We start from the raw sequence: 20,961 nt of genomic DNA on the forward strand, positions 1-20,961 counted from the left end.
TGAAACCGCGTCGTCTACTGAGTCTCCGAAATGAACGCGCTCGTGTACCGCATGAGCCGTATCCAAGGTGGCTTCGGCGTGTGCTTCAGTAGCTTGACGCCCCTTCGGTCGCCTCAGCCCCAGCGGGTCAATATGTTCTGTGCGGACTCGCCGACAGACCTCAAGCAGAAAGGTGATGGCGCTCGTATTCAGCGCGGAGCCGCTTGTCAGGATGCATTCGATTGCAGCAAGACTTCCTAGGGCGTCGCGGCGTCCGCCCGACGAAGCCTGCATAAGTGCTCGCCACTGTGCTTGCAGAGCTATATCTTCTTCTGTCATTCAATGCTTCCCAATACACGGTTTACAAGAGCGGCCTTGTGCCCCGTAGCTAAATGGCTATACCGCTTGGTCACCTGAAGCTGCCTATGCCCTAGCAGGTCACCTATCTCGAGTAGTGTTGCGCCGTTTTGCGCCAGCATCGATGCGCAGGTGTGACGTAAGTCATGAAACCGGAAATTTCGCACCTTGGCTGTCTTTAGCGCCTCCTTCCATCGCTCCTCAAATCCGTAGCGCTGCGTCTGGATGCGAGGCGAGGGGAACAGTAGGCCTTCGGGCTTGGCGCCCTTGCCGAAGGCTCTTAGCAGTTCCAGGACGTTTGCTACGAGCGGCAGGGTCTTTGGGTCGCCGTTCTTGCTGCGGCCAACGTAGGCGACGCTGTGCAAGTGGTCGATGTCTTCCCAGCGTAACCCAGTCAATTCGCCCTTCCTTGCACCGGTAGTGAGTGCCATGAGCACCAGCAGGTACAGCCGCGACCAGGGTGATGCGCGGCATGCGTCCAGCACGCGGCCGCGCTCTTCGACGGAGAGGAAACGCGTCTTTTCGTTGTTCTCTGCGCGGCGCTCGACACTGCGGCAAGGGTGAATGAAGCCCTTTGGCGCGATGCGACGCTTGATCGACCAGGTAAAAACGGCTGCGATGCTCGCGCTGTACCTGTTGATAGTGGCCGGTGCGATGGCCTTGCGCTTGGCTTTGTAGATCGGTTGGCCGCAGGCGTCGAGCCCTGCATAGTATGTGGCTGGCTGCTGCGCTAGACCTTCCAAGGCCTCATGTATGTGGTCGTCGGTTACGTCCTGCAAGGCGAGGGCGCCGAGTTTTGCTAGCCACCAAGAAAGGCGCTGCAGCCTAGTAGTGTCTCTGCCGGCGTAGTGCGCCATGTACAGGCAAACCAGCTTGGATACCTGCATGTCCCCGGCCCGCATGGGCAATAAGGGAAGGCCGCCCGCCGTAGCAGGGGCAATGTTGCCAGTTTTCTGTGTGCTGTCAGACACATCAGCGCCACCGGCGGACTTGTTCACGTTTGCCATTTCGAATCTCCTTGCGATTTACGACCCGCCGTTACCGGCGGACTATTCGCGGAGACCTTGAAAGGCCCGTCAACACTAGAGATTTGGCTCCTCGACCTGGGCTCGAACCAGGGACCTACGGATTAACAGTCCGGCGCTCTACCAACTGAGCTATCGAGGAAAACAGCCTCAGATTATAGCGTGGCTTTTTCGGGCTTCCTGGCTGGGGCTCACGCGTCGTCGCATTACAGCGACGCGGTGAACGCAAGCCTCAGCGTACGGGGTGCGCCGGGGAACAGGTAGACGTGGCCGAACTGGTAGGGGGACTCTTTCCAGTAGCTGCGGTCCGCCAGGTTTTCAACGCCTACGGTCCAGCTCGTGTTCACGTTGTTGAGCTTGGTGTCGTAGCGCAGCGCGGCGTCGAAGCGGGTCCACGACGGCAGCTGGATCGATCCGTCGGGCAGCACGTTGCGTCGGCCTTCGTGCGACATCAGCAGTTGCGTGCTCAGGCCAGGCACGGCGGCGAACTGGTAACCGACCAGCGCGCGCACTACCTGGTTGGGCACGTTGGTCGGATGCTGTCCGTTGGCGGCAGGGTCTAACGTGCTGTCGCGACGCTTGGCGTCGATCAGGGTCACGCCCCCGCCAAAGCGCCACGGCCCGGTGGTCCATTGCGCATTGGCTTCGAGTCCGCGGTGCACGGCGCGGCCGTCGTATTGACCGTTGCACAACGCGCCGCTGGCGTCGCAGCTGTCGAGGTTGGTCATCGGCCGCGAGATGTCGAAGTACGCCACTTGCCAATTAAGGGCGCCGTCCGCCACGTTGCCGCCGCCCTTCAGGCCGATCTCCCACTGCTTGGAGGTGAGGGCGGGCAAGGCTTCGCCGGCATTGCTGTACTGCGACGCCCTGTTCGGCACGATCTCCGACTCGACGCCTTTGCCCCAGCTCACATAGCCGAGCAAGCCGGGCTGAAACGCGTAGCTGGCCGCGACCCACGGGGTGGTGATGTTCTGGCTGTACTGCGTCGGGTCGGAGCCGTCGGTGCGCACGCTGCCGCGACTGAGGTGCGTGTAGCGCACGCCGAGCCATGTCGTGAACTTGTCGTTCCAATGGATGGCGTCTTGCACCGTGTACTCGGTCGAGCGCTCGTCGCGATTGGTGTTGGGGATGTCCATCGTCGGGTCGGCCGGCACCACCGCCGTACCGAAGATGTTGCCGGTGCCGACGTAGTTGTAGGCCTGGTCTTCGAACCGGTTGCGCACGCGGCTCTGCAAGATGCCGAAGCCGAGCTCGTGCTTCACGCTGCCGGTCATCACGTTGCCCTTCAGGTTGACTTGGCCGGCGGTCAGTCGACGTCGTTCGTTTTCGCTCCTGAAGTCGTAGAAATCGAAGGTGCCGTCGGAGCAGTAGCGGTCGTAGTTGCCTTCGGCGCTGCAGCCAAAAGCGTAGGCCAGGCGATCGTCGGTCTTGAGGCGCTGCTGGCCGATCTGCGCACTCCAGCGCCAGTCGGCGTTGATGGCCTGCGTGAAGCGAAGGCTGCCGGTCAGCGCATTGAATACCGAGGGTTGGGACCACGGCTGGTTGTTCAGGTTGAGGCGCGGATTCGGCACCGGAGGCAACACGTTGCCGAGCAGGCTGTAGCCGTTCTGGCTCGGCTGCGCCTTGTGGCTGTATTCGATCTCCGCTTCGAACAACGAGTCCGGCGTGATGCGCCAATCCGCCGCGAGCGAAAAGAGGTTGCGGTTGCCGTCCAGGTTGTGCGTAGGCGGCTTCAGGTTTTCGTTGACGGCATTGAGCCGGTAGCCGAACTGCTTGTCGTCGCCAAAGCGGCCGCCGAGGTCGACCGCGCCCAGCACGCTGCCGCGGCTCGTTGTTTCGATACGCACTTCGCGCAGGTCTTGCGATGTCGGCCGCTTGACGACGTAGTTGACCAGCCCGCCGGGGGCGCTGGTGCCGGCCTGGATGCCGCTGGTGCCGTGCAGGATCTCGACGCGCTCCTTGTTGTCGAGCGGAATCGACGTTTCGGCGCTGATGGGCAAGCCCTCGCGCCGGTAGTTGAAGCGGTTGTCCAGCACGAAGCCGCGCACCGTCAGATAGTCCCAGTAGCCGGCCGCGTTGTAGGCATCTGTCACCGACGAATCGAACTTTGTGAGGTCGGCCAGTCGGCGTGCGCCACTGTCCTGGATCTGCTTGCTGCCGATGACAGTTGCGGTGATGGGCAACTCGCGCAAAGGCACGTCGCCGAAGCCGCTGATGTCCGCTTGCACCGGTGCGGTCTGCTCGTTCACGGTGATGGCGGGGAGCGTGGTTTGCGCCTGGGCGCTCGCGGCCGCGATCAGGAACAAAGTGGCCAACGCCTGGGGAACAGGCGCAGTGCGCCATCGGGGGCCAGACTTCTTCTGGGCGGAACTGCGGGTTGCCATGACGTTCTTCCGACGTGATGGCAGGTCGGCTTGCGGAGCTTTCTGCAGACTGAGAGAAGTGCTGCGGCCCTGGACATGCTTCCCTGCGCGAGGATTACCTCAATCAGGTTCAAAGGGACTTTCTCAGTCTCGGCGCAGAAAAGATCAGCGCTTCAACACCCCTAGCGGCCTTGCGCTGGAACGCAAGGTGACCGGATTCTAGCGACAGAAAAGCAAGGGCGAGTCGTGATGCGACCCGCAAGCCCTATCAGAGTTCGACGAGTGTCTTGAAGCCGCCCCAGATCATGCGTTTGCCGTCGAACGGCATCGCCTTCGGGTCCATCATGTCAGCCAGTCGCGGGTCTTTCATGACCTTGGCGTTGACGGCGTCGCGCTGCTTGCGCGAGCTGAAAACGATCCACGAGAAGACGACCGTTTCATCGTCTTTCAACTTCACGCTCTGCGGGAACGACGTGAGCTTGCCGGGCTTCACATCATCGGCGACACACTCGATGGACTCGAGCGCGCCATGCTCTTTCCATATCTTGCCGGCCTTGCGCGCGAGGCGCCGATAGGCATCCAGTTTGGCGGTTGGAACCGGAACGACGAATCCATCGACATAGCGAGCCATGGCAGAACTTTCTGAACGAGGGTTGAAAGGGGAACTTGAAGAGTTACTGGATGGTTGCCGTCATGAGGACGGGGTGGGTGACGAGGAGGGCGATGCCGCGGCCGACGGCGAGGCGGTGCGCAGCCACACCGCGCCGATCACACCGGCCGCCGCCGCGAACAACGCGCCGACCGTAAATGCCTGTCGGTAGCCCGCATTGACGACCCACACCAACGACGTCTCGGAGAACTTGAGATCGGCGCGGATCGAAGGCAGCGCGACATTCACGATGGTCGTGTCGAGCACGATCATCAGCACGCCGAGGCACAGAACCATCAGCGTGAGCCAGCGCTTGCGCGAGTCGAGCGAGCTGCTCATGCGGGGAATGCCGCTCATGTGTCAGTTCGGCGATGTCGGATCGGACAAGCCGGCGTTGACCATCCACGGCGTACCGAAGCGGTCGACCGTCATGCCGAATGCTTCGGCCCAGAAGGTCTTGCCGAAGGGCATGCGCACCTGTCCGCCCTCCGCCAGCGCGTCGAACACGCGCTTTCCTTCGGCGACATCCGGGTAGGTGAGGGTGACGGTAAAGCCCTTCATGCCGTCGTATGGCATGCCGGAACCGTTGTCCGATGCCATCAGCACCTGGCCATCCACCACGAGTCGCGCATGCATGATTCGCTCGGCAGTACCGGGCGGGAATTTGGTGGCGTCGAAGTCGGGCATTTCGGCGTGCGTCACCATCATTTCGAGCTTGCCGCGAAGCGCCTTCTCGTAGAAGCGCATGGCTTCGGCGCAGTTACTTTCGAAGAAGATGTAGGGCTGGATGTTCATGGCGATGCTCCTTGAGTTAGGGAAAAAGATGCGGGGAAATGTTGACGTTGCAGTTGGCGGCGGGCCCTTTTCGTGGAGACGCACTCCATGCACCGGTTCAGCGCGGGTGATCAACACCCAGCAGGGTGTGCAAACGCGTGCTGGTCGTCGTGTACTGCAGCGGGATCGACTTGCCCGGAAACACGATTTCGGCTGCGCCCCAGGCCGCCAGTGTCGCCTCGTGAAACCCGCAGACGATGAGCTTCTTCTTGCCTGGATAGGTGTTGATGTCGCCGACAGCGAACACGCCGCGTTCGCGGGTTTCGAACCTTGCCGTATCGACCGGCACTTGCTTGCGTTCGAGCGCCAGTCCCCAATCGGCAATGGGCCCGAGCCGCGGCGAAATGCCGAGGCAGCCGATGAGCGCATCGAGTGGCAGATCGACTGTTTGCGCGTCGGGTGTCGTGATCCGCAGACGGCGCTCGTCGAACGCAGTCGGTTGACCGACGCTGAAGCCGAGCTTGCCATCGTCTACCAGCATGCGAAAGCGGGCGACGGTGGCTTCTTCGGCCTGAAACCCGTCGCGGCGATGCAGCAGCGTCACGCGTTGCGCAATGTCGATCAGCCGAATGGCGGTGTCGAGCGCAACGTCGTCACCACCGTTCACCACCACCGTCTTGCCGGCAAAGCCAGTCAGCGATTCCGGGTGATAGAAAAGCCGTGTGCCTTCGAATTGCGCGATGCCGTCGATGGCGATGCGCTTCGGCACGAAGGCGCCGACACCGCCTGCAACGAACACGGTTTTCGCCAGAAATGCGGTGCCGTTGGAGGTGCTCAAAAGGAAGCGGTTGTCCGCCTGCCGTTCTAGCGTCGCTACCTGCTCGCCGAAGTGAAACTCCGGCTTGAACGGTGCGACCTGCTGCAACATCGACTGCGCAAGTTGACGGCCGCTGGTAACTGGCGTGCCTGGAATGTCGTAGAGCGGCTTGTCTGCATAAAGGGCCACGCATTGCCCACCCGCAGCAGGCAGCGCATCGACGATGTGGCAGGAGATTTCGAGCAGGCCAAGTTGGAAGGCCTGAAACAGCCCGACCGGGCCGGCGCCGATGATGAGGGCGTCGGTCTCGATCGGCGTGCCGAGAGTGGTCAGCGCACCAGCTCCCCGATCTTGTCGGTCTTGTCTTTCCAGTCGTCGGCGTCGGCCGGCGGCGGCTTGCGCTTGGTGATGCTCTTCCAGCCGTCGGCCAGTGCCAGCTCGGCATTGAGCTTGATGAAAGCCAGCTGGTCTGCCGGCAGGTCTTCTTCGGCGTAGATCGCGTTGACGGGGCACTCGGGAATGCACACCGCGCAATCGATGCACTCGTCCGGATCGATCACCAGCATATTGGGACCCTCACGGAAGCAGTCGACGGGGCACACGTCCACGCAGTCGGTGTATTTGCAGCGGATGCACGATTCGGAGACGACGTGTGTCATGTTCTTTTGAGAGGCAAAGCGATCGGGGAAACCCTGAATTTTAACTGGCGGGTTGCACCAGCACTGCAGCCGAGGTCTTGTTGGTGGCGGTGTCGACCAGCACCAGCGAGCCGAGGGCGCGCGATTGCGAAAACGGCAGCACAGCGAGCGGCTGTTGCAACGCCAGCACGATGTCGCCGATGGCGTTGGCTTCCAGCTGCGCAGTCGGCTCGGATTCGAGCGTCGTGATGTTCACTCGGTCGATGATGCGAGCGACCTTGGCCTTGACCCAGCGATGCCCTTGCAGCGCCCAGTAGATGCGGCCGGCCACCAGCGGTTCATCGTCGAGCCAGGCGACGGTGGCGGTGATTTCCCGCACCGGCTCGAAGGCGTCGGGCGCCAGCAGCCAGTCGCCGCGCGACACATCGAGTTCGCGATCCAACACGATGCCGGCGCTGTGGCCCGCATGCACGGTCTTCGGCTGACGCGTGTGGCTCAGCACCTGCGCAACGGTCGCGGTCTGGTTGCTCGGCAGCACGGTCACGCGCTGGCCGGGCTCGACGTGGCCGCTGGCGACCCGGCCCCAGAAGATGCGGCGGCCTTGCGAGGTGTCGGCCGATGACGAGAACTTTTCGACCCACTGCACCGGAAAGGCAAACGGCACGGCTTCGTCTTGCGCGGTCACCGGCAGTTGCTCTAGCAGTTCGAGCAGGGTCGGACCGCTGTAGCCGCACCAGTCGGCGCGCTCGGTGCAATGCGTCGCGACGTTCCAGCCCTTCAGCGCGGAGATCGGCACGATGGCCGCGACCGCCACACCGGCCGCTTCGGCAAAGCCGTTGATCGCCGACGAGATACGCTCAAAGGCGAGATCGGCATCGTCCATCGCGTCGAGCTTGTTGACCGCGAAGACGATCGACTGCACGCGCAGCAGGTTGCACAGCAGCGTATGCCGGCGGGTTTGCGGCAGCAGGTCCTGCTGGACCACTTCACCGTCGAGCACTTCGCCGGCCCATCCCAGCTTGGTTGCGTCGACCAGCACCACGGCGGCGTCGGCGGCCGAAGCGGCGGTCACCATGTTGCGGGTGTATTGCTCGTGTCCGGGCGCGTCGCCGATGATGAACTTTCGCTTGGCAGTCGAGAAATATCGGTAGGCCACGTCGATCGTGATGCCTTGCTCGCGCTCGGCCGACAAGCCATCGGTCAGCAACGCAAGGTCGGTTTCACCACCGCGCTGCACGCCTGCCAGCTGGTCTTGCAGCACGGTCTTGCTGTCGACCAGCAACCGGCCGATGAGCGTGCTCTTGCCGTCGTCGACGCTGCCGCAGGTAATGAAGCGCAAAGCCGTACCGGTGTCGCCCGCGTGGTTCTGGACTTCGGTCAAGTCAGATGCGAGGGTCGTTGCGTTCATCAAAAGTACCCGTCTTTCTTGCGCTTTTCCATGGAAGCCTCGGACGTCATGTCGTCCATTCGCGTGGCGCCGCGCTCGCTGACATTCACCGTCAGCGTTTCGATGACGACATCACCCGCATCGGCTGCCAGGCTGGCGACCGGGCAGGTGGTCGTGATGTCGCCCACGGTGCGAAAGCGCACGTCGCGGACTTCGACATGCTCGCCGGCGCGCGGCGGCGTGAGTTCGGTCACCGGCACCAGCAGGCCGCGGCGCTCGACCACTTCACGCTTGTGCGTGTAGTAGATCGAAGGCAACTCGACGTTCTCGCGCTCGATGTACTGCCAGACGTCGAGCTCGGTCCAGTTGGAAATCGGAAAGACTCGAAAGTGTTCGCCGGGTGCGTGCCGCGTGTTGAAAAGCGTCCACAACTCCGGGCGTTGATCTTTCGGCTGCCACTGCCCGAATGAATCCCGGTGCGAAAAGATGCGCTCCTTGGCACGCGCCTTTTCTTCGTCGCGCCGGGCACCGCCGATGAGCGCGTCGAAGCGGAACTCTTCGATGGCTTCGAGCAGCGTGACCGACTGGTGCGCGTTGCGCGACTCGCCCGCATGCGCCAGACGCACGGTGCCGCGCGCCATCGAATCTTCGACGCTGCGCACGATCAACTCCGCGCCGAGTTCATTCGCACGGTGATCACGAAAGGCCGTCACTTCAGGGAAGTTGTGGCCGGTGTCGATCATCAGCAGCGGATAAGGAATGCGCCCCGAGCCGAACGCCTTTTCGGCGCACTTCAACAGCACCAGCGAATCCTTGCCGCCTGAAAACAAGAGGGTGGGACGCTCGAAGGCGCCGGCGACTTCACGCAGGATAAAGATCGTCTCTTCTTCGAGCGCATCGAGTTGGGTGTTGGAAAGGCGCGCGGGAGAGTGCATGTCGGGGAGCAGCAGATCGGCTTCGGTACGGGCGTTCATCGGGAGGGGCTGTTCAAGGTTGCGACGTCAATGCGCGAGGTGCAGACCACACTCGCGGTTGTCTTCGCCCTTGGTCGGGTCCACGTAGTCGAAGTTGTTGGGCAGGCCATGCGCCTCGCAGTATTCGTACAGGTCTTTCGACGACCAGTGAAGCAGCGGCGCGAGCTTGATCAAGCCATCCGGATTGAGGCTGACGGGGTCCATTTGTGCACGCACGGCGGTGTCGGTGGCACGCAGTGCGGTGAACCAGACCTTCGGTGCGGTCTCGCGCAGCGCACGCGCGAAGGGCTCCAGCTTCACCTCTTGCGTGAACGCGGCATGGCGCGGGTCGTCCAGCGCGGGCGTCGGGCCGTCCACTGCTTCGCGATGCGCACGCGAACGGCGCGGCAGGTAGATGTGCAGATTGAGCCCCAGCTGCTTTGTCACTTCATCGGCAAATCGGTAGGTGGCCTCGGTGTTGTAGCCGTTGTCCATCCAGATCACCGGCACGTCGGGCTTCGCGCGCGTGACCATGTGCAGGATCACAGCTTCGAAGGGGCGGAAATTGGTGGTGACGATCGCGGGCTGGCCCAGGCCGATCGCCCAGTCCACGAGGCCCTGGGCATTGCGGCCGAGTTCGGCGTTGACATGCTGGAGGTCGAGGTCGAGGTCGGTGTTCATGTCGCGAAATGCGGCGCGGTGTGTATTGCGTCGCCCTGATAGAAGCCTGAGAAACGTTCGAACTGGCGTTGCGCCGCGGAGGCGTCCACGCCTTCTTTCAATACCGCGCTGCTGAAGCCGGTGCGCTCCATTTGCACCAGCTGGTCGATCAGCACGTCGCCGGTGGCGCGGATGTCGCCCTTGAAGCCGAGACGGCGGCGCAGCAAAAAGGCCTGGCTATACGCACGTCCGTCGGTGAACTTGGGGAAGTTGAGGTCGATGCGCTCGACGTCGGCCAGGCACACCTCGATCGCGAGCGGATCGGCATCGTTGGCGAGTTGCATGACCTTGGGGTCGCCGTCGTCGACATGGTCTTCGTTGGCGACGAGCTGCAATGTGTACTTCGTTTGGCTGGAGGCGGTCATGCAGTGGCCTCCACCTTGAAGCGCGCACCGTTGGCCGACGCCTTGAACGGGTCGTGCCCGACGCGGCGCAGCGTGTCGATGAAAGTCTCGCCCGCATTGCGCGTGTCGCGGTAGGTGCCGAGCACCGCTTCGATCACCTCCGGCACCTCGGCTGCGGAGAAGGAAGGGCCCACCGCCTTGCCGGCCTGCGGCGTGCCGCTGAGCTTGGAGCCGTCGGAGCCGCCGAGCGAGACCTGGTACCACTCCTTGCCGTCCTTGTCGACGCCCAGGATGCCGATGTGGCCGCTGTGGTGGTGGCCGCAGGAGTTGATGCAGCCGCTGATGTGCAGATCGATTTCGCCGAGGTCGTCGAGCTCGTCGAGGTCTTGATAGCGCTCGGTGATGGCTTCGGCGATAGGGATCGAGCGCGCATTCGCGAGCGCGCAAAAGTCGCCGCCGGGGCAGGCGATCATGTCGGTGAGCAGGCGCACGTTGGCGCTGGCAAAGCCGGCTTCGCGAGCGTTGAGCCACAGCGCATGCAGGTCTTCGGCATGTACCCAAGGCAGCACGACGTTCTGGTCGTGCGTGACGCGTGCTTCGCCGGCCGAGAAGCGGTCCGACAGCTGCGCGATGGTGTCGAGCTGGTCGGCATCCGCATCGCCCGGCGCCTGGTGCAGACGCTTGAAAGACAGCGTGACCGCGCGCAGGGCGGGGTTCTTGTGCGGTGCCACGTTACGTGCCAGCCAGCGTGCGAACTGCACATCGTCGGCCGCGTGCTTTTGCAGGTCGATGGCGGTTTGCTCGGCGCTCTGCAGCACTCGCGTGGCCAACGTCGGCGGGACGAAGGTGGCGGACACGCGGTCGTATTCGGCCTGCGTGATGGTGTGCGGCGCACCGTCATGCTCGACGATTTGCTTGTACTCGGCCTCGACATCGTCGATGTAGCGCTGGCCTTCGGCCTTCACCAGGATCTTGATGCGTGCCTTGTAGATGTTGTCGCGCCGGCCGTAGCGGTTGTAGACCCGAACCACCGCCTCGAGGTAATTCATGATCTGGTCCCACGGCAGGAACTGGCGCAGTACGGTGCCGATGATCGGGGTGCGGCCCATGCCGCCGCCGACCTGAACGCGAAAGCCCAGTTCGTCGGCATCGTTCTTCACCAGATGCAGGCCCACGTCGTGCCAGCCGGTGGCGGCGCGGTCTTCGGTGGCACCGGTGATGGCGATCTTGAACTTGCGCGGCAAAAAGGCGAACTCGGGGTGCAGCGTGCTCCACTGCCGCATGATTTCAGCGAAGGGGCGCGGATCGGCAATCTCGTCGATGGCGATGCCGGCGCGCTCGTCGCTGGTGATGTTGCGAATGCAGTTTCCGCTGGTCTGGATGCCGTGCATGTCGACCGACGCCAGGAGGTCCATCACATCGGCGCTCTTGGCCAGAGGAATCCAGTTGTACTGAACGTTCTGGCGCGTCGAAAAGTGCGCATAGTGCGTCGGCAGTTTCAACGTGCCGAGCTTGCCTTGCGTCTTGAGTGCCGTCTTGTAGACCTCGGCCTCCGGCTCGTCGTATTCGCGCGCGATGCGCGCCAGTACGCGAATTTGCCTGCTCGACAGTTCGCCGTAAGGCACGGCTACGCGGAGCATCGGCGCATAGCGTTGCACATACCAGCCGTTTTGCAAGCGCAGCGGCTTGAACTCGTCTTCGGAGAGTTTGCCGCCTTGCCAGCGTTCCAGCTGGTCGCGGAATTGCGCTGCACGCAGGTGCACGAACTGACGGTCGAATTCTGTGTATTGGTACATCGTGATAAACGTTCTGGGGGCGATCGTGGTGCCACGGTCCGCTGCAACCAGGGAGCCCGGACTTTAAAAGCACGCCTTATGGAAGCAAACTATTTTTTGGTTCGCGCCTTATGCGGATAAGCATATTCTTCAACGCCCATGCGGGTTGCCGGACGATTCGGGGCGCGCTTCGGATAAGAGAGCGACGTGCTGAGGAAAGACTCGGGTAAGGAATCGCGGCGCGCATCGGCACCGGATATTAGCGAGCGCGCGGCAAGGGCGCGGCGAGCGGGTGTCGACAGCGACCGCTGACTGTCGTCAGCGTCTGTCGCTGGACATGGATCGGCGATCGATTGGACAGCGCGCAAAACGGCCTCTCCGGTCGAGTGCCCGATCGAGGCCGATCAAAGCAAGGTGCGCTCTGCGGCGCACCGGCAATTCACTGAAGCGAGGTCGGCGCGAAGTCGATGCGGGGCTGTTCGAAGTCGAGCACGGGTGGCAGCGGGCGGCGGTCGAGCACGCGGGAACTCAAGCGGCGCTGCAACGCGGTGGTGCCCGCCATCAGTGCCAGGCCGTGGCTCGGCAGCGGGCCTTCGGCGGCAGCGACCGCACGACAGGCTGCACCGTCCTGGCGCTGCAGGATCCAGTAGTAGTGGCCAGGAATGGGTTCGTCGACGATCAGGGCTACTCGGTCGGTGTTCACGTCTTGGTCCTTTCGGGGGCGTTCAGGAAGAACATCGGTTTTAGTTCTGCCGTCCGAAGGGGACAAGCGCATTAGTTCACATTTAGTAACTATTGCAATATTTGGAGAGGATTGCATGTGTAGCGCTCAATGAAAAAGAGGCCGAAAGGCCTCTTTTTTTCGCTATCGCTTCAAGCGACGTTCATGGGGGGCAAGTGCCGCCGGGCGAAGCCGCAATCGCACCCCGAAGTGCAGCCACGTTTGGATTGGTGTCGTCGTTCGGGTTCGTTGTATTACGTGTGTAGGTGCAGCCATACGCCGGTGCGGCGACAGTTGCCGCGGTCACCACATCGTCGCCGCCTGGCTTCACGCCGTCACGTTCCCACTTGATCATTGCGTCGAAGGTTTCGGCCATTTCCGCAGTGGTGAAGTCGCAATGCGAAGCGCCGCGAACCGCGCGCTGTACCAGCCATGTGCTGTTGCCGTTGGCCGCCACGCGCTGCTGGTAGATCTGCTCCATGCTGAAAGGCACGTAGAAATCGCCGAGCGTGTGGAGCGTGACCACTGGAATCTTGAACTGCCCGTTGGTCTTCGGAATCCAGCGCAGGCCGTCGGTGCGAAGCCGGTTGGCGTCGACCGCCGCGGTCAGCTTGAGTGCCGAAGCGTTGAGCGTTGTCGAGCCTGCCGCGTCGCCATCGATCGTGTAGGTCAAACGGTTGGTGTCGATCACGCTCTTGTTCAGGATGCCGTTGATGGTGCCGTCGCCGCCAAAGACGCCGATGACGATCGGGAAGGTACCGCCGTAGGCGAAGCCCACCGCAGCGATCGGACGCTCGCCACCGGTCAGGTTTTTCACCACGCTCTGGTACTTGACGCCGACACCCGCGGTTGCGGTCACCGGAGCGGTTGGGAAGCTGGGGGTGAACAGCGTTCCAACCACCTGCGCAGAAATGTCGGTCCAGTTGAGGAACGGATATTTCGGCAAGCTCGCTTCGACCTGCGCAGTCACCTGCGCGCCGGCAAAGTAGTCGAACAACTCGGTGTCGCCCAGCACGCCGCACATCGGCGCGGCGCCGTTGTACTTGACCTTGTTGTTTTCGGTCGCATAGGCCTCGTCTTCAATGGCTGCCGCAGTGATATGGCCGCCCATCGACACGCCCGTGATGTAGATCTTGCTCGGCGCGGCAAGCGTGCGATTGTTGGCCGCAGCGATCTTGTTGAACCCGAGCGCCAAGGCGTTGGTGTCTTCGATGCCGGCGCGCACGTCGTAGAAGTTCTTGCTGTAGCTCGACGCGGCCCAGGCGTATCCGTTCTGGATCAGGTAGCGCCGGATGCCCGGATTGTCGACAGTCAGTTGATTGCCTTGACCGCGGTAGCCGTGCGCATACATGACCAGCTTGCCGTTCCAGTTGGCCGGCACCTCGACGCGATAGAGCGCACCGCCGAGCACGCCTTGCCAGCGGCTGGTCGTCGTGTTGACGACCGTATCGGACGGGTCCACCACGAGCGCAGCAAAGGTCGTCGCGGCTGCATCGGCGGGCGAGGGTGCAAACGAAGTGCGGCTATCTTGCAGGCGCTTCTCCTCGGGGGCCGGTGCAGGGGCAGGTGCGGGCGCAGGGGCCGGTGCGGGTGCAGGCGTTGGCGCTGCTGCGATGGGAAGGGGACCGTTGTAACCACCACCGCCGCCGCCGCCGCAAGCGGCAAGGGACAGCGTTGCAATGACGAGAAGCGGGATGCGCTTTTTGCTCATGAATGTCTCCGTACTTTGTGTTGTTGTGCCGTTCGGCGGGGTGAGCGTATGGCGCACCAAAATCAACGGAGCAGGGACTTTCCCTGAGGTGGTATCGCGCGCGCGACAACGCGGCGGAGTCGGCCTTTCGTCCTACGAAACTTTTATCGAACCCTTACGTGGTCTGCCTGAAAAATCAGTGCCGGCGGCGCGTCACGACGACCGTTGCTGTCATTCCTTCGTACGAGTCGGGCGCGCCGAACCAACTGCCGGCAATGGGCGCAGCTTGGGACGGATCGCGCGCCACTCCGACTCGGATCAACTGCGCGCTGCCCATCAGATTGTTGGTCGGGTCGTAGGCGACCCAGCCCGCGCCCGGAAGGTACGCGTGAAGCCATGCGTGCGTAGAGCCGGCTCCTGTGGTGGCGCTGATACTGCCGGCCGCCGGACCCGCTGCCGCCGCCTCGATGGCGCGCGAGTCGAGCGCTGCGTCGTACAGATAGCCCGACACGAAACGCGTCGCCACGCCCAGCCGCCGTGCCGCCTCCATCATCAACAGCGCGTAGTCGCGGCAACTGCCGCTGCCGAGCTGGAGCGTTTCGAGCGGCGTCTGCGTGCCTTCTTCATCGCGCGCTGCATAGGTCAGGCTCTTGCCGATGTGCGCGTTCATGCGCGCCAGCACATCGCGCGTGCTGTTGGGTGCGTCGGTCTGCAAAAACTGGTGCGCCCAGCGAATCAACTCGCCTTGCGGGTCGTCGTGGTGCGGACGCAGGTAATGCTCGAGGTCGAGCCGGTCCTGGACCGAATAGGCAAAGGGCAGGAACTCCGCCGCCGGGTGCAGCACCAGCTGGTCAAGCAGCGACGGCACCTGTTCGATGGTGAACGAGCAGACGATCTTTAGTTCGGTCGCCTCTCCCAGCGGCTGCACCAGCGCAACCGAGTTGGAATGCGGGTCTTGAATCAGCCGGATGTTGGCGCCGAGGCTGACCTTGAGGTCGGTCGCCAGCACACGCAGATCGTGGCTGTCGCGCGGGCGGAACATGATCCGGTGCAAGCCGAAGGTGACGGGCTTGTTGTAGCGGTAAGTGGTGGTGTGGGTGATGTCGTAGCGAAGGGCCATCCCGCATTCTCACGCTACACCCTCAGTCCTTGACCGGCTTGGCGAGGCGCCGTGTGTCGAGCGCCCTTGCCAGCGTCGTCGGCAAAGGAAGTGGCTCGCCGTGCCAGTGGGCTGCGAGGAGTTCGGCGCAGAGGGCGGAGAAGGTGAGGCCGCGCGAGCCCATCGCGGTGCTGACCCAGACGCCGGGCCAGCCTGCTTCATCGAGCGGGCCGACGAGCGGGCGGCGGTCGGACGAGGCGCAACGGATGCCGACCCATGCGTTGGCTGCGGCGACGTCGAGCGATGCTGCGGCGCCTGGGTGCAGGCGCGTCAGCCGATCGCTGTTGCGTTCGGTGTCCGATGCGTGCGGTTCCAGATCGACGCTGTCGCGATCGAAGGTGGCGCCGGCAAGCCAGAGCGAACCGGTTGCTTCGGCATCGGTTGCCGGCACGCGCGCGATCAGATGACCGTCGCCGTTGATTGGCATGTCCGGCAGATCGGCATCGTGTGGCGCGTGGCCCCATGCAACTTGGCCACGCACCGGTTGCAAAGGCAATGCAGGCGCGAGGGTGCGGCTGTCGATGCCGGCCGCGATGACCACGCGATCGGCCTCGACCAAGATGTCGCCGCTCGCATCGACGAGGCGCCAGGACGCGGCGTGGCGCACGAGTCGCTCCACGCGCGCTTCGTACCTCACGGTGATTGGAGGCTGGTTCAGCCACGCTTCGACCAGGCTCCTCGGGCGCACCCACGCAGCGCGCGCATGCCAGAGTGCCGGCGCATCCGCAGGGAGGCCACTCAGCTGCAGGCGTTCGACATCGGCTGGCCATGACTCGCTCGGCCCTGCCGCTTGCCACGCGGCAGGCACCCTCACATCGCCATCCGAGCGTCTCTCGATCACGCCCGTGCCCCGCCAATCGACACCCGCTTCGAGCAAACGTTGCAACTCGATCCAGGTGGCGCGAATGCCCGCTCGGGTGAGGCGGGAGAGCAGCGCATCGTCTGCCGACACGTGGGGTGCGAGCAGCCCGACCGGCAAGCCGGACGCGCCGGCCGCAGAACCACCGCCCGCATCCAGCACGGTGACGCGCCAGCCACGCCGCGCCAGGCTCGCTGCCACAGCGGCACCCGCCAGGCCCGCGCCGATGACCGCGCAATGCCCCGGCAGCTCGACCCGTACCGGCAAGGGATCGCGTCGCCGCACGGTCCATGTCGGCGCGAACGTGCCCGCAAGGCAGTCCCGCTTCGGCGGCAGACCGATGCGTTTGCCGACCGTGAATCCGCACTGCGCCAGCGCATCGCGCACCGCCCGTGCGATCGTCCAGGTCGCGACGCCGGTGCCTTGCCGCGCGAACCGCGCCACCTGCTTGAGCGTGTCGGCCGACCACATCTCGGGATTGCGCTGCGGACTGAAGCCATCGAGAAAGATGCTGTCGGCCTCGAAGCGCTGCGCCCGCAGCATCGGCTGGGCGTCGCCGACGCAGAGCGTGAGCGTGACCTTACCGTCGTCGAACGTGAGCCGATGAAAGCCGGGCAGCAGGCCGTGCCACTGCGCTGCGAGCGCTTCGGCCATGCCGGCCAGTTCCGGGTATGCCGCTGCGGCGCGAACCAGATCGGCCGGCGCCACCGGGTGCGCCTCGATCGAGACGAAGTGCAGCAGGCGCGGGCGATGCTCGTCTGCGCGCCACGCGTGCCAGGTCGTCAGAAAGTTGAGACCCAGGCCGAAGCCGGTTTCGAGAATCGCCCATTGCGGCCGATCGGCCCACGCCTCGGGCAGGCCGCAGCCACCGAGGAACACGTGGCGCGACTGCGCCAGCGCACCGGTTTCCGTGTGATAGATGTCGTCGAAGCGCTCGCTGCGCGGAACGCCGTCGGCACGCCAGTCGACCGGTTCGGTCATGCGACGGGCGCGCCGGAGATTGCGGTCAGGCGGTGGGAGGGGTATAGCCCTGAACCACGTCGGCACCATCGCCAAAGAAGTGCTTTTCCATCTGGCGCTTCAAGTATTCACGGGCACGTTGGTCGGCCAAATTGAGCCGGTTTTCGTTCACCAGCATGGTCTGCTGCTTGAGCCACGCCGCCCATGCCTCTTTGCTGACGCTCGCCCAGAGGCGCTTGCCGAGATCGCCCGGGTAAGGCGGAAAGTCGAGGCCTTCGGCTTCCTTACCGAGCTTGACGCATTGGACCATTCTTGCCATTTGGGGTGCCTTCGGGGGTGGTTGGGTCGCGCGGAGCGCCCTTAGTTGATTTCGTTATTTAGAACTGAGAACTCAGTCGTTCCAGTTTCTATATGCCGGTTCCAGAATCCGCAGCTTCACCGATATGCCTGTGAGCAGCACAACCATGAAATTTCGCCGCGACTTTATCAAGCTTTCCCTCGGCGCTGGCCTGGCCAGCGCGTTCACCCTCGCTGGCTTGACGGCATCGCCCGCCTTCGCGCAGGGCGCGGCACCGGTCACGCTGCTCAACGTGTCTTACGACCCGACCCGCGAGTTGTACGTCGACTACAACAAGGCTTTCGCTGCGTACTGGAAAACCAAGACCGGCCAGGACGTGACCATCAAGCAGTCGCACGGCGGCTCGGGCAAGCAGGCGCGATCAATCATCGACGGCATCGACGCCGACGTGGCGACGCTGGCGCTTGGCGGTGATATCGATGCACTCGTCACGCACGGTGGACTGGTCAAGGCCGACTGGCAAAAACGCCTGCCGCACAACTCGGCACCGTATACATCGACCATCGTGTTCCTCGTCAAGAAGGGCAACCCGAAGGGCCTGAAGGACTGGGACGACCTCACCAAGCCAGGCGTGCAGGTGATCACGCCCAACCCCAAGACATCGGGCGGCGCGCGTTGGAACTACCTCGCGGCATGGGAGTTCGCCAAGCGCAAATACGGCAGCGAGGCCAAGGCGCAAGAGTACGTCGCCAACCTCTACAAAAACGTCCCGGTGCTCGACACCGGCGCACGCGGTTCGACCATCACGTTCGTGCAGCGCGGCGTGGGCGACGTGCTGCTCGCCTGGGAAAACGAAGCCTTCCTCGCGTTGAAGGAATTCGGCCCCGAGAAGTTCGAGATCGTGGTGCCTTCGATCTCCATCCTGGCCGAGCCCAGCGTGACCGTGGTCGACAAGGTCGTCGACAAGAAGGGCACGCGCGCCGTCGCCGAGGAATACCTCAAGTACCTGTACTCCGACGAAGGCCAGGACGTGGCCGGCCGCAACTTCTATCGCCCGACATCGGAGAAGGCCAAGGCCAAGTACGACAAGCAGTTTCCCAAGCTGACTTTGGTAACCATCGACGATGCTTTCGGTGGTTGGGCCAAAGCTGACAAGGCGCACTTTGCCGACGGTGCGTCGTTCGATCAGATCTACACGGCTAAGCAAAAGTAGCCGAGCAGAAGCAAGCAGGCGCGGCAATCCCAGCCGCCTCTGCACCGATCCTTACAGATGTCTCGCAACGCCGCCCAAGCGCGGTGCGGGACTGCCTTTGCCTGAAAGAAACCGACCCATGACAACCACCGTTTCCATTCCGCGTCGCCGCCTGGTGCAGGGCGTGGCAGCCGCCATCGCGTTGCCGTCGTTCGCCGCACTCGCGCAAGCGCCGTCGCGCCAATTTCGCATCGGCAACCAGAAGGGCACGCTCAACATCCTGAAAGGCCGCGGCACGCTCGAAAAGCGGCTTGCGCCCTTGGGTGTTTCGGTCAAGTGGACCGAGTTCAATGCCGGCCCGGTGCAGCTCGAAGCGCTCAACATCGGCTCGATCGACTTCGGCGATGTCGGTGAGGCGCCGCCCATCTTCGCGCAGGCGGCAGGCGCACCGCTGGCCTACGTCGCTGCCACCGTGCCGCGGCCCGGTGCAGAGGCCGTGCTGGTGCCGAAGGGCTCGACCATCCGCACGGCCGCCGATCTCAAGGGCAAGAAGGTCGCGCTCAACAAAGGCTCGAACGTGCACTACTTCGTCGTCAAACTGGCCGAGAAGGCGGGCCTGAGCTACGCCGACCTCAACCTCGTCTTTCTGCCGCCGCCCGATGCGCGTGCCGCCTTCGAAAAAGGCTCTATCGATGCGTGGGTGATCTGGGACCCGTTCCTGGCCGCCGCGCAACAGTCGCTCGACGCGCACATCCTGGCCGACGCGAGCGGCGTGGTGGGCAATCGCGGCTATTACTTCTCGTCGCTCGACTACGTCGCCAAGAACGCCGACGTGCTCGCCATCGCGACCGAAGAGCTCAACAAGATCGACGTGTGGGGCGCCGCGAACAAGGGCGAACTCGCGACCGAACTGTCTGCGCTATGGGGCTTGCCGAAGCCGGTCGTCGATGTGTCGGTGGGCCGCGCCGCCTACGGCATCGGCCCGATCACCAAAGCCATCCTCGGCGAGCAGCAAAAGATCGCCGACACCTTTTTCGAGCTGAAGCTGATCCCCAAGAAGATCAACGTGCTCGAAGCCGCGTCGGTCAACCTCGCGTGAAGACGGAATCGATATGACGATGCAAATTTTCTGGTTCTTGCCGACCCATGGCGACAGCCGCTACCTCGGTACGGCCGAAGGCGCGCGGGCCGTCGACCTGGACTACCTGCAGCAAGTGGCCGGCGCGGCCGACAGCCTTGGCTACGAAGGCGTGTTGATCCCGACTGGCCGCTCGTGCGAAGACCCGTGGGTCATCGCTGCCAGCCTGATCGGCTCGACCAAACGCTTGAAGTTTCTCGTTGCCGTGCGCCCCGGTTTGCATCAGCCCAGCCTGGCCGCGCGCATGGCCGCGACCTTCGACCGGCTCTCCGGCGGGCGGGTGCTTGTCAACCTCGTAACGGGCGGCGACCAGTCCGAGCTCGAAGGCGACGGCGTGTACCTCGACCATGCCGCACGCTACGAACAGTCGGCCGAGTTCATTCGCATCTGGCGCGAGATCATCACCCGCAGCCACGACGGGCAGAGCTTCGACTACGAAGGCAAGCACTTGAGCGTGAAGGGCGCCAAGCTGCTGTTCCCGCCCACGCAGAAGCCGTATCCGCCAGTGTGGTTCGGTGGCTCGTCGGCGGCGGCGCACGAGCTCGCGGCCGAGCAGGTCGATACGTACCTCACGTGGGGCGAGCCGCCTGCAGAGGTCGCAAAGAAGCTCGCAGACGTCAGGGCCCGTGCGGCGCGCAAGGGTCGCACCGTCAAGTTCGGCATCCGGCTGCATGTAATCGTCCGCGAGACCGACGACGAAGCCTGGCGCGCGGCCGAGTCGCTCATCAGCCGCGTCGACGACGCGACCGTGATCAAGGCGCAAGCGGTGTTCGCCAAGATGGATTCCGAAGGTCAGCGCCGCATGGCCGCGCTGCATGCCGGCGGCGCGAAACGCACGCGTGCCGACCTGGAGATTTCGCCGAACCTGTGGGCCGGCGTCGGACTGGTGCGTGGTGGTGCGGGTACTGCACTGGTGGGCGATGCGAAGACCGTGGCCGCGCGCATCGAGGAGTACGCGGCGCTCGGGCTCGACAACTTCATCCTGTCGGGCTATCCGCATCTGGAAGAGGCGTATCGCTTCGCGGAACTGGTGTTTCCTTTGTTGTCGCGTCGCGCTCAGACGCAGCTCGGATCACGCCTTGCCGGTGGCTCGCTGACCGGACCGTTTGGCGAGGTGGTCGCCAATCTCGACGCGCCATCGCGTTTGCAATCGCAAAGCTAAA

Annotated in this window: 19 protein-coding genes, 1 tRNA gene, 1 pseudogene and 1 riboswitch; of the genes and pseudogenes, 3 read left to right on the forward strand and 18 right to left on the reverse strand. The window is 63.7% G+C overall.

What is annotated here, in order from left to right; translation table 11 throughout:
* Positions 1-314: 314 nt before the first annotated feature.
* The 18 genes and pseudogenes from QN413_RS06760 to QN413_RS06845 form a co-directional block, all read right to left on the reverse strand.
* Positions 315-1,343 carry a site-specific integrase gene (locus QN413_RS06760; RefSeq protein ID WP_323495860.1) on the reverse strand — a complete coding sequence of 343 codons (1,029 nt, stop codon included), beginning with the start codon at positions 1,341-1,343 and terminating at the stop codon, positions 315-317.
* Positions 1,344-1,427: 84 nt separating this feature from the next.
* A tRNA-Asn gene (locus tag QN413_RS06765) sits at positions 1,428-1,503 on the reverse strand.
* A gap of 64 nt (positions 1,504-1,567) precedes the next feature.
* Complete coding sequence (locus QN413_RS06770; RefSeq protein ID WP_323495861.1) at positions 1,568-3,745, reverse strand: TonB-dependent siderophore receptor; 2,178 nt, start codon at positions 3,743-3,745, stop codon at positions 1,568-1,570.
* Positions 3,746-3,808: 63 nt separating this feature from the next.
* Positions 3,809-3,918, reverse strand: a riboswitch (TPP riboswitch).
* 74 nt (positions 3,919-3,992) lie between these two features.
* Entirely contained in the window at positions 3,993-4,355 is a 363-nt protein-coding gene (locus tag QN413_RS06775; protein WP_323495862.1) for a DUF1428 domain-containing protein, read from the reverse strand.
* Between the two features lie 192 nt (positions 4,356-4,547).
* Positions 4,548-4,712, reverse strand: a pseudogene (locus tag QN413_RS06780) (MFS transporter); the annotation flags it as partial.
* Positions 4,713-4,733: 21 nt separating this feature from the next.
* Entirely contained in the window at positions 4,734-5,168 is a 435-nt protein-coding gene (locus QN413_RS06785) for a VOC family protein (protein ID WP_323495864.1), read from the reverse strand.
* Between the two features lie 97 nt (positions 5,169-5,265).
* Positions 5,266-6,336 carry an NAD(P)/FAD-dependent oxidoreductase gene (locus QN413_RS06790; RefSeq protein ID WP_323496055.1) on the reverse strand — a complete coding sequence of 357 codons (1,071 nt, stop codon included), beginning with the start codon at positions 6,334-6,336 and terminating at the stop codon, positions 5,266-5,268.
* Entirely contained in the window at positions 6,294-6,623 is a 330-nt protein-coding gene (gene fdxA / locus QN413_RS06795; RefSeq protein WP_323495865.1) for a ferredoxin FdxA, read from the reverse strand. Before fdxA ends, QN413_RS06790 begins: the two co-directional genes overlap by 43 nt.
* A 40-nt stretch (positions 6,624-6,663) precedes the next feature.
* A complete protein-coding gene (locus QN413_RS06800; protein ID WP_323495866.1) occupies positions 6,664-8,010 on the reverse strand; it encodes a sulfate adenylyltransferase subunit 1 in 1,347 nt (448 codons plus the stop codon).
* A complete protein-coding gene (gene cysD, locus QN413_RS06805) occupies positions 8,010-8,963 on the reverse strand; it encodes a sulfate adenylyltransferase subunit CysD (RefSeq protein WP_323495867.1) in 954 nt (317 codons plus the stop codon). Before cysD ends, QN413_RS06800 begins: the two co-directional genes overlap by 1 nt.
* A 27-nt stretch (positions 8,964-8,990) precedes the next feature.
* On the reverse strand, positions 8,991-9,623 hold the full coding sequence (locus QN413_RS06810) for a phosphoadenosine phosphosulfate reductase family protein (RefSeq protein ID WP_323495868.1): 633 nt from the start codon (positions 9,621-9,623) through the stop codon (positions 8,991-8,993).
* Positions 9,620-10,027, reverse strand: coding sequence for a DUF934 domain-containing protein (locus tag QN413_RS06815; protein WP_323495869.1), 408 nt, complete (start codon positions 10,025-10,027; stop codon positions 9,620-9,622). The genes QN413_RS06810 and QN413_RS06815 overlap by 4 nt, the downstream gene beginning before the upstream one ends.
* A complete protein-coding gene (locus QN413_RS06820) occupies positions 10,024-11,802 on the reverse strand; it encodes a nitrite/sulfite reductase (RefSeq protein WP_323495870.1) in 1,779 nt (592 codons plus the stop codon). Before QN413_RS06820 ends, QN413_RS06815 begins: the two co-directional genes overlap by 4 nt.
* Positions 11,803-12,220: 418 nt before the next feature.
* A complete protein-coding gene (locus QN413_RS06825; protein ID WP_187051778.1) occupies positions 12,221-12,484 on the reverse strand; it encodes a hypothetical protein in 264 nt (87 codons plus the stop codon).
* A 181-nt stretch (positions 12,485-12,665) separates the two neighbouring features.
* Positions 12,666-14,213, reverse strand: a complete 1,548-nt coding sequence (locus QN413_RS06830) for an alpha/beta hydrolase (RefSeq protein WP_323495871.1) — start codon at positions 14,211-14,213, stop codon at positions 12,666-12,668.
* 175 nt (positions 14,214-14,388) lie between these two features.
* Positions 14,389-15,312, reverse strand: coding sequence for a transglutaminase family protein (locus tag QN413_RS06835; RefSeq protein ID WP_323495872.1), 924 nt, complete (start codon positions 15,310-15,312; stop codon positions 14,389-14,391).
* A 22-nt stretch (positions 15,313-15,334) separates the two neighbouring features.
* Positions 15,335-17,191 (reverse strand): FAD-dependent 5-carboxymethylaminomethyl-2-thiouridine(34) oxidoreductase MnmC, encoded by a 1,857-nt coding sequence (mnmC, locus tag QN413_RS06840; RefSeq protein ID WP_323495873.1) that lies wholly within the window; start codon positions 17,189-17,191, stop codon positions 15,335-15,337.
* Between the two features lie 25 nt (positions 17,192-17,216).
* Positions 17,217-17,489 carry an oxidative damage protection protein gene (locus tag QN413_RS06845; RefSeq protein ID WP_187051782.1) on the reverse strand — a complete coding sequence of 91 codons (273 nt, stop codon included), beginning with the start codon at positions 17,487-17,489 and terminating at the stop codon, positions 17,217-17,219.
* Positions 17,490-17,634: 145 nt separating this feature from the next.
* Here QN413_RS06845 and QN413_RS06850 point away from each other — a divergent pair, with 145 nt between their 5' ends.
* From QN413_RS06850 to ssuD, 3 genes are all read left to right on the forward strand, one after another.
* Positions 17,635-18,681, forward strand: coding sequence for a sulfate ABC transporter substrate-binding protein (locus tag QN413_RS06850; RefSeq protein ID WP_323495874.1), 1,047 nt, complete (start codon positions 17,635-17,637; stop codon positions 18,679-18,681).
* Positions 18,682-18,799: 118 nt separating this feature from the next.
* Positions 18,800-19,759 carry a sulfonate ABC transporter substrate-binding protein gene (locus QN413_RS06855; protein WP_323495875.1) on the forward strand — a complete coding sequence of 320 codons (960 nt, stop codon included), beginning with the start codon at positions 18,800-18,802 and terminating at the stop codon, positions 19,757-19,759.
* 19 nt (positions 19,760-19,778) lie between these two features.
* Complete coding sequence (ssuD, locus tag QN413_RS06860; protein ID WP_323496056.1) at positions 19,779-20,960, forward strand: FMNH2-dependent alkanesulfonate monooxygenase; 1,182 nt, start codon at positions 19,779-19,781, stop codon at positions 20,958-20,960.
* Position 20,961 lies beyond the last annotated feature (1 nt).

Origin of the sequence: Variovorax sp. LG9.2, from assembly GCF_035018885.1 — a bacterium.
Classification (GTDB): Bacteria; Pseudomonadota; Gammaproteobacteria; order Burkholderiales; family Burkholderiaceae_C; genus Variovorax.